Raw genomic sequence first — 7864 nt, 5'->3', positions numbered from 1 at the left:
CCCGACCGGGGTGAGCCTGGCGTTCGGCGAGGTCACGCTGACTCAGGACGTGCTCGACACCATCGCCCAGCACCCGAAGCCGAACAACGTCATCGTCGGGATTCGCCCCGAGCATCTCGCGGACGCCGCGCTGATCGACGTCTACCAGCGGATCCGTGCCCTGACCTTCCAGGTGAAGGCCGAGATCGTGGAATCGCTTGGCTCGGAGAAGCTCGTGTACTTTAGCGCGCCCGGCGCCGGCGCCAAGTCGGTTCAGTTGGCCGAACTCGCAGCCGAGTCGGAAATCGGCGAAAACGAGTTCGTCGCAAGGCTTTCCGCGGAGTCGAAGGCGAAGCCGGGCGAGCAGATCGAGCTGGCGTTCGACACATCCAAGATTCTGGTGTTCGACGCCGAATCGGGTGCCAACCTGACGATTCCGCCGCCGGCTGAGTGATTCTCGACGAGGTCCGTGCGCATCTGCGCAAACACTTCGCCGCGGCAGGCATCACTGCCGAGCCCGAATCGGCCAGCGTGGCGTTCATCGGACTCGAGGGTATCGACGTGCTGCGGTTCGGGCCGGATCGCGGCGGCGTCACGCATTACGTTTCGGTTGGATGTTCGCGTCATGCGATGGAGGACGACCCGGTGCGGGGCCCGCGCGCGGAGGTGGTGGTGAGTCTGCGCGGCACGGCCACCGGCGCCGGCTTTGCGCGCAGCGTGGCGGTGCTGGCCGCCGCGCCCGCGGTCGAGGGATTGGTGCTCACCGACGACGCGCTCGTCGACCTGGGCCAGCCGTTGTGGGAGATGGCGCCGTTCACTGCGTTCTTGTTGGGGCCCAGCGCTATTGAGCCAGCGGCCGAGGTCGTGTTCTTCCAGGCCATACCGATCACCGCCAACGAAGCGGCATGGGTCCGGCTCAAGGGCGCCGGCGCAATGCGTCAGGCGTGGCGTGAGGACGGCGTCGACACGCTCGATCCGCGCCGATGAGCCCTCGCGCGAAGAGCGGCCGGTCGGTGACTTCCAAGGCGACCACGTTCGAAGGCGGGGTAGGCGTGCTGGGACTTCTGGTACTTGGTATCGCCGCCGCGATATTCATGGTCCGCTACAGCGGACGCGAGGCTCCTCGACGTCCCGATGACGACTAGAGCCAATGATTGTGGCGGAACGTGCGATACAGCAGTGCGCAGATCGCGAGCATCAACGTCAACACCGCGGGATATCCCCAGGCCCATTGCAATTCAGGCATGTGCTGGAAGTTCATCCCGTAGATGCCGGCGATTGCGGTCGGCACCGCGGCGATCGCCACCCAGGCCGAGATCTTTCGCATGTCGATGTTCTGCTGCATCGCGACCTTGCCGAGCGCCGCTTGCACCAGTGAGCTCAGCATGTCGTCGTAGCTGGTGATCCGGTCGGACGCTTGGATCTGGTGGTCGAGAACGTCGCGCATGTATCGCCTGACCTCAATCGAGATCAGGTCGTCGTGGTCGGTGCCGAGCCGCTGCAGCGCCAGCGTCAACGGGCTGACCGCCCGGCGCAGCTCGACGACCTCCCGCTTGAGCAGATAGATGCATTCGATGTTGGTGTACGTGCCTGGCGAGAAGACGTCCTCTTCGATCGCGTCGATGTCGGTCTCCATCAGATCGGTGACATCGAGGTAGCTGTCCACGACGTGATCGGCGATCGCGTGCATGATGGCGTAGGGACCGAGTTTCATGATCGCGGGCGACGCGTCCAGGCGCTTACGGACGCTGGCGAGACCGCTGTGTTCCCCGTGACGGACGGTCACGACGAAGTCGGCGCCGACGAAGATCATGATCTCGCCGGTCTCGACGATTTCGCGAGCCTTAGCGACGGATTCGTGCTCCACGTATCTGACGGTCTTGAGCACCAGGAACAGCGTCTTGTCGTAGCGTTCCAACTTCGGCCGCTGATGCGCATGCACGGCGTCCTCAACGGCCAGCTCGTGCAGCCCGAACACCCCGGCGACCGCCTGCATCTGGTGCTCGTCGGGTTCGTGCAGGCCGATCCAAACGAAGGCTTGTTTGCCGGCCCGCTCGACCTCGCGCACCTTTGCCAGCGCGGCGGCGTGGGTGTACTTGCCGGGCAGCCGCTGGCCGTCGACGTAAACGCCGCAATCCACCATGGCGCGTGCAACAGGGATGTGAATCGACCGCGCGTCGGGTTCGCGCACGTTGCCCCGCGCGACTGATCGAAGCGAGGGGGGCAATGCGCGAAACGATGGCATCGGGTCAATCTCCCGTCCCAGCGCAGGTCTGATCGGCCTCGTCAATGCTACGCGTCGCCAGGTCAACGCGGGCCGCGGCGACGAGGTCGTCGACGGGCGTGCGGTGCGGTGCGCTAGTTTCGAGCCCGAAACCACTTTGCAACTTAGCGTCTTACAACGAGGAGCAACCCGACGTGAGCACAACTCCCCTCAAGGTTGCCGTCACCGGCGCGGCCGGCCAGATCGGCTACAGCCTGCTGTTCCGCCTGGCAAGCGGTTCGCTGCTGGGCGCCGACCGCCCGATCGAGTTGCGGCTGCTCGAGATCGAGCCCGCCCTGAAGGCGCTGGAGGGCGTGGTCATGGAGCTCGACGACTGCGCCTTCCCGCTGCTGGGCGGCGTCGAGATCGGCGCCGACGCGACCGAGATCTTCGACGGCGTGAACTTGGCCCTGCTCGTCGGTGCGCGGCCGCGCGGTCCTGGCATGGAGCGCAGCGACCTGCTCGAGGCCAACGGCGCAATCTTCACCGCCCAGGGCAAGGCCCTCAACGAGGTCGCCGCGGACGACGTCCGCGTCGGCGTGACCGGCAACCCGGCCAATACCAACGCGCTGATCGCGATGACCAACGCACCCGATATCCCGCGTGAGCGATTTTCCGCGCTGACCCGCCTCGACCACAACCGGGCGATCTCGCAGCTGGCCAAGAAGACCGGCGCCGCGGTGACCGACATCAAGAAGATGACGATCTGGGGCAACCACTCGGCCACGCAGTACCCGGACATATTCCATGCCGAGGTCGGCGGCAAGAACGCGGCCGAGGTCGTCAACGACCAGGCCTGGATTGAAAACGACTTCATCCCGACCGTCGCCAAGCGCGGCGCGGCGATCATTGACGCCCGCGGAGCCTCGTCGGCCGCCTCCGCCGCGTCGGCGACGATCGACGCCGCCCGAGACTGGCTGTTCGGCACTCCGGAGGGGAATTGGGTCTCGATGGCGGTCGTTTCCGACGGCAGCTACGACGTGCCGGAGGGCCTGATCTGCTCGTTCCCGGTGACGACGAAGGATGGCAACTGGTCGATTGTCGGCGGCCTGGAGATCGACGAGTTCTCCCGCGGCCGGATCGACAAGTCGACCGCCGAGCTCGCCGACGAGCGCAAGGCGGTATCCGAACTCGGCCTGATCTGAGCCGGCAACGCCGGTTTCGTTGATCAGGCCCAGTACCCTGAGGCCGTGCCCGAAATAGTGCCGGAAGAGGGGAAAACACCCCCGATCGTCGTCGGAGACGAGGAAATCTTCGAGGCCCACGCGGCTGGCAAGCTTTCCGTGGAACTGAAGGCCTCGCTGGACACCCAGCGCGCCCTGTCGATCGCCTACACGCCGGGCGTGGCGCAGGTCAGTCGGGCGATCGCCGCCGATCACACCTTGGCTGCCCGCTACACCTGGGCGAACCGACTGGTGGCGGTGGTCAGCGACGGCACCGCGGTACTCGGTCTCGGTGACATCGGCCCGGCGGCGGCGCTGCCGGTGATGGAGGGCAAGTGCGCGCTGATCAAGGCTTTCGGCGGTTTGGATGCGATCCCGATCGTGTTGGACACCAAGGATCCCGACGAGATCGTCGAAACCCTGGTACGGCTGCGGCCGACGTTCGGCGCCGTCAACCTCGAAGACATCTCCGCGCCGCGCTGCTTCGAGATCGAACGCCGCCTCATCGAGGCGCTGGACTGCCCGGTCGTGCACGACGACCAACACGGCACGGCGATCGTCGTGCTGGCCGCCTTGCTCGGCGCCACCAAGGTGCTCGACCGTGACATGCAGTCGCTGCGCATGGTGATCTCCGGTGTCGGCGCTGCGGGCGTCGCGTGCGCCAATATGTTGCTGTCCGCAGGAATTTCGGACATGACGGTGTTGGACTCCCGCGGCATTCTGCATCCGGGCCGCGCCGGAATGAACACTGTGAAGGCCGGGTTGGCGCAGCGCACCAACCCTGAGGGCCTGACCGGCGGCATGGTGGAGGCGCTCAAGGGGGCCGACGTGTTCCTCGGCCTCTCGGGGGGCGTGGTCCCGGAGGAGCTGATCGCGACGATGGCGCCCGGCGGCATCGTGTTCGCGCTGTCGAATCCTGATCCTGAGATTCATCCTGATCTGGCCGCCAAGTACGCGGCGGTGGTCGCCACCGGACGCAGCGATTTCCCGAATCAGATCAACAACGTGCTGGCGTTTCCCGGCGTGTTCCGAGGCGCCCTCGACGCGGGCGCGCACCGGATCACCGAGAAGATGAAGCTGGCCGCCGCCGAGGCGATCTTCTCGGTTGTGGCCGATGACCTGGCGCCGGACCGGATCGTGCCGAGCCCGCTTGACCCGCGGGTCGGGACGGCGGTCGCCAGGGCGGTGGCGGCGGCGGCGGCAGATGTCGCGGGGGTGGCGGCGTCGGACGCCGTGGGGTGATTCGAAACCGGCTGGTCGGGCTGGCGCTGGCGGCGGCGCTCGCACTGGCGGCGACGGCGGGGTCGCTGACCCTGGCCGGTTGTGGCGGCCATCAGCCCCAACGCGAATTCGTCGTCGGAACCCGCGCAGATCCCGAGTCGATGCTGTTAGGCAACGTCTACGCCGGCGCGCTGCACTCCTACGGCGCGTCGGCACGCGTCGAGTCGGCACCCGACCCGCTAGACAAATTGGACGCCGGGGCATACGACGTCGTCCCCGCCTTCACCGGCAAAGTGTTGCAGCGGCTGCAGCCCGGTGCGGCGCAGGTGTCCGACGTGCACGTCTACCGCGCGATGGTAGCGGCGCTGCCGGAAGGCCTCGCCGCGGGCGACTACGCCACGGCGGCCCAGGACAAGCTCGCCGCCGCGGTCACCGAGACGACCGCTCGAGCGTGGGGCGGCCGCGACCTCACCGCGTTGGTGCGCAACTGTGCCCAGGTCAACAGCGGCACCGTCGCCGCGGTCGTGGCGCCGGCGGAGCTGGCCGGGTGCAAGCTCGGCACGCCGCATCAATTCCCAAGTGAGACAGCGCTATTCATGGCACTGCGGGCCGGGGTGATCAACGCGGCGTGGACCACGACGGCGGACCCGGGGGTGCCCGCCGATGTGGTGGTGCTGGCCGATCGCCGGCCGCCGCTGGTGCAGGCGGAAAACGTGGTGCCGCTGTACCGCCGCAACGAGCTGGCCGAACGGCAGCTGCTGGCCATCAACGAGGTGGCAGGCGAACTTGATACCGCCGCGCTCACCGACATGCGTCGGCAGGTCGGCAACGGCGCCGATCCCGGGCAGGTGGCCGGCGCATGGCTGGCCGAGCATCCGCTGGGTCGTACTTAGTGGGCGCCCGGCGCCAATCGTTCGAGCACCGGAGTGAAGATGCGCTGGTATCCCGATCCGGTGGCGCGAACGATGAGGTCGAGGATCTTGGCGTCGGCGCCGACCAGTACGCGGGCCTTGTTCTTGCGTACGCCGTCGAGGATGATGCGCGCGGCGCGCTGCGGGCTGGTGTGGGCGAGCCGCTTGTCGAACGTGTTGGCCAGATCGTCTTTGTCGAGCCCTTCCGCTGCCGTCATATTGCGTGCGATCGCGGTCTTGATGCCGCCAGGGTGCACGGTCGTCACCTTCACCGGGTGGCCGGCCAGGATCATCTCCTGCCGCAGCGCCTCGGTGAAGCCGCGGACGGCGAACTTGGCCGCGTTGTAGGCCGCCTGGCCCGGCACCGAGAACAATCCGAAGACGCTAGAGACGTTGATGACGTGGCCATCGCCCGACTCGATCAGATGGGGTAGGAACGCCTTGGTGCCGTTGACCACGCCCCAGTAGTCGACGTCCATTACGCGTTCGATGTCCTTGAAGCCGCAGACCTCAATGTCGCCTGCGAACGCGATGCCGGCGTTGTTGTAGATCTGATTGACGACGCCGAAGTGCTGCTTCACAGCGTCGGCGTAGGCCAGAAACGCCTCGCGCTCGGTGACGTCGAGGCGGTCGCACTTGACCGGCGCGCCGATCGCGGTGACCCGCTCCTCGGTCTCGGCGAGCCCTTCGGTGTTGACGTCGCTGATCGCCAGCTTGGCCGCGGAGCGGGCCAGCTCGACCGCGAGCGCCTGTCCGATTCCCGAACCGGCGCCCGTGATGACGGCAACCTTGCCGGCAAAGCCCTCCATTACCCACCCTCCTCGCACGAGCGCACGTGTCAGTGCCGCTGACACGCCGATGACACTCTACGCACGCCAGCCAACTGGTTTAACCACCGCCGCCGCTACGAGTACTGCGGCGATCCCACCGGTCGAGTTGGCGGCCGCCTTCACGAACGCGGAGACCAGCCGCCGGCTGAGTTATCAGTTCAGCAGGTCCGGACTCACCCCGCGAGGTTCAGGAACCTGCTTGGCGCGGACCGCAGTAGATGTGACTCAGGGCCCCTTGTGGTCCTAACGGTCCGTCGCGTCGCGCTACAAGCTTGCGATCCACTGTGGCCAGCCTGCTGCAAAGCCGACCGCGAGGGCTGAGATCACCGGCGCCGCGTACAGCAGTGGGACTGGGATGTGTGCATACCAGCGCCGCATCATCGAAATAATCACGGCTCCGGCGAAATACAGCACCAGGCAGATTCCAGCCAGGACTCCGATGACCGGCACGAAAAGGCCGACGACCAGACCTGTTGCCCCTGCGGCTTTAGCGGTGGCCAGCCAGGGCCACCACGAGCGCGGAACACCTAACCGTTCAATGGGTTCCACCACAAACTGCTTGTGGGTGAAAAGAGCGTACGCGGAGAAGGCGACCATGGTGGCCGCCACGAGGGTGATCGTGAGGTAGGCAGTAAACATCGCAAATGCTCCTTGAAGGCACGATTTGTCGCTGGGTGTCACATTCACCGGGTTTGCCGGTTCATCTACATAGAGCCCTCGCGACGGGATGGTGTGACCAATGGATCAGAAGGAGTGGCTGGCTGAGCGGTTTGAGCAGCACCGGCCCCGGCTGCGGGCGGTGGCGTATCGGATGCTTGGATCGCTGGCCGACGCAGATGACGCCGTCCAGGACGCTTGGCTACGGCTGAGCCAATCCAGGTCGGACCGGATCGACAACCTCGGCGCATGGCTGACGACGGTCGTCGCCCGAGAATGCCTGCACATGCTGCGTTCCCGCCGACACCGCCGGGAGGACTCTTTCGAATCGCGCATGCCCGACCCGATCATCACCTCCGACGGGAAAACCGACCCTGAGCAGGAGGCGTTGCTGGCCGACTCGGTAGGCCTGGCTCTGCTCGTCGTGCTCGACTCTCTCAACCCGGCCGAGCGGTTGGCGTTCGTGCTACACGACATGTTCGAGCTGCCGTTCGAGGAGATCGCCCCCGTGGTCGGACGCACCCCGACGGCCGCCAGACAGCTCGCCAGCCGAGCGCGGCGACGACTGAAAGGCGCCGAGATCCCAGCGCCCGACCTGGATCTGGCACGTCAGCGGCAAGTAGTCGACGCGTTCTTCGCCGCTTCGCGGGCCGGCGACTTTGCGGGCCTGGTCCAGGTGCTCGACCCCGATGTCGTGCTGCGCGCCGATCTGGGCGCCGGCCGGCCCCCGGTCGTCGTGCGCGGCATGCAGGCCGTGGCCAAGTGGGCCCGCGCCCCACGCGGTGCCCAATTGCACCCTGTGCTAGTGAATGGCGCGGTCGGGGCGGTGGTCACCGTCAA

9 protein-coding genes and 1 pseudogene are annotated in these 7864 nt (G+C 66.8%); 7 read left to right on the top strand and 3 right to left on the bottom strand.

Annotated elements, in window-relative coordinates; genetic code table 11:
• The 3 genes and pseudogenes from VE759_RS22080 to VE759_RS22070 form a co-directional block, all read left to right on the top strand.
• A pseudogene (locus VE759_RS22080) lies at nt 1–433 on the top strand (ABC transporter ATP-binding protein); the annotation flags it as partial.
• Nucleotides 430–966, top strand: a complete 537-nt coding sequence (locus tag VE759_RS22075) for a suppressor of fused domain protein (protein ID WP_414687977.1) — start codon at nt 430–432, stop codon at nt 964–966. The pseudogene VE759_RS22080 and the gene VE759_RS22075, both read left to right, overlap by 4 nt.
• The gene (locus tag VE759_RS22070) at nt 963–1124 is read left to right on the top strand and encodes a hypothetical protein (RefSeq protein WP_324936427.1); all 162 of its coding nucleotides are present in this window, start codon (nt 963–965) and stop codon (nt 1122–1124) included. Before VE759_RS22075 ends, VE759_RS22070 begins: the two co-directional genes overlap by 4 nt.
• Here the strand turns inward: VE759_RS22070 and corA are convergent.
• Nucleotides 1121–2224, bottom strand: a complete 1104-nt coding sequence (corA, locus tag VE759_RS22065) for a magnesium/cobalt transporter CorA (RefSeq protein ID WP_324936425.1) — start codon at nt 2222–2224, stop codon at nt 1121–1123. The two genes, VE759_RS22070 and corA, sit on opposite strands and share 4 nt — an antisense overlap.
• Before the next feature lie 173 nt (nt 2225–2397).
• Here corA and VE759_RS22060 point away from each other — a divergent pair, with 173 nt between their 5' ends.
• Genes VE759_RS22060 through VE759_RS22050 form a run of 3 tightly spaced genes read left to right on the top strand, consistent with a single transcriptional unit; the run spans nt 2398 to nt 5519 of the window.
• A complete protein-coding gene (locus tag VE759_RS22060) occupies nt 2398–3387 on the top strand; it encodes a malate dehydrogenase (protein WP_324936423.1) in 990 nt (329 codons plus the stop codon).
• A 45-nt stretch (nt 3388–3432) separates the two neighbouring features.
• A complete protein-coding gene (locus VE759_RS22055) occupies nt 3433–4647 on the top strand; it encodes an NADP-dependent malic enzyme (RefSeq protein ID WP_324936421.1) in 1215 nt (404 codons plus the stop codon).
• A complete protein-coding gene (locus VE759_RS22050) occupies nt 4644–5519 on the top strand; it encodes a glycine betaine ABC transporter substrate-binding protein (protein WP_324936420.1) in 876 nt (291 codons plus the stop codon). The genes VE759_RS22055 and VE759_RS22050 overlap by 4 nt, the downstream gene beginning before the upstream one ends.
• Here the strand turns inward: VE759_RS22050 and VE759_RS22045 are convergent.
• Nucleotides 5516–6346: an SDR family NAD(P)-dependent oxidoreductase gene (locus tag VE759_RS22045; protein ID WP_324936418.1), complete on the bottom strand. Its 831-nt coding sequence runs from the start codon at nt 6344–6346 to the stop codon at nt 5516–5518. The two genes, VE759_RS22050 and VE759_RS22045, sit on opposite strands and share 4 nt — an antisense overlap.
• A 285-nt stretch (nt 6347–6631) precedes the next feature.
• On the bottom strand, nt 6632–7006 hold the full coding sequence (locus VE759_RS22040; RefSeq protein WP_324936416.1) for a DoxX family protein: 375 nt from the start codon (nt 7004–7006) through the stop codon (nt 6632–6634).
• Between the two features lie 100 nt (nt 7007–7106).
• Here VE759_RS22040 and VE759_RS22035 point away from each other — a divergent pair.
• Nucleotides 7107–7864 (top strand): sigma-70 family RNA polymerase sigma factor (locus VE759_RS22035; protein WP_324936414.1); only part of this gene is annotated, 758 nt, incomplete at its 3' end.

Origin of the sequence: Mycobacterium sp. (assembly GCF_035640695.1) — a bacterium.
Taxonomy (GTDB): Bacteria; Actinomycetota; Actinomycetes; order Mycobacteriales; family Mycobacteriaceae; genus Mycobacterium.
This window is presented reverse-complemented; position numbering and strand designations above follow the sequence as displayed.

Excerpts from the sequence above, each read along its gene's own strand:
- VE759_RS22070 (WP_324936427.1), top strand. The coding sequence starts at position 963 with ATGAGCCCTCGCGCGAAGAGCGGCCGGTCGGTGACTTCCAAGGCGACC.
- corA (WP_324936425.1), bottom strand. The coding sequence starts at position 2,224 with ATGCCATCGTTTCGCGCATTGCCCCCCTCGCTTCGATCAGTCGCGCGG.
- VE759_RS22045 (WP_324936418.1), bottom strand. The coding sequence starts at position 6,346 with ATGGAGGGCTTTGCCGGCAAGGTTGCCGTCATCACGGGCGCCGGTTCG.
- VE759_RS22040 (WP_324936416.1), bottom strand. The coding sequence starts at position 7,006 with ATGTTTACTGCCTACCTCACGATCACCCTCGTGGCGGCCACCATGGTC.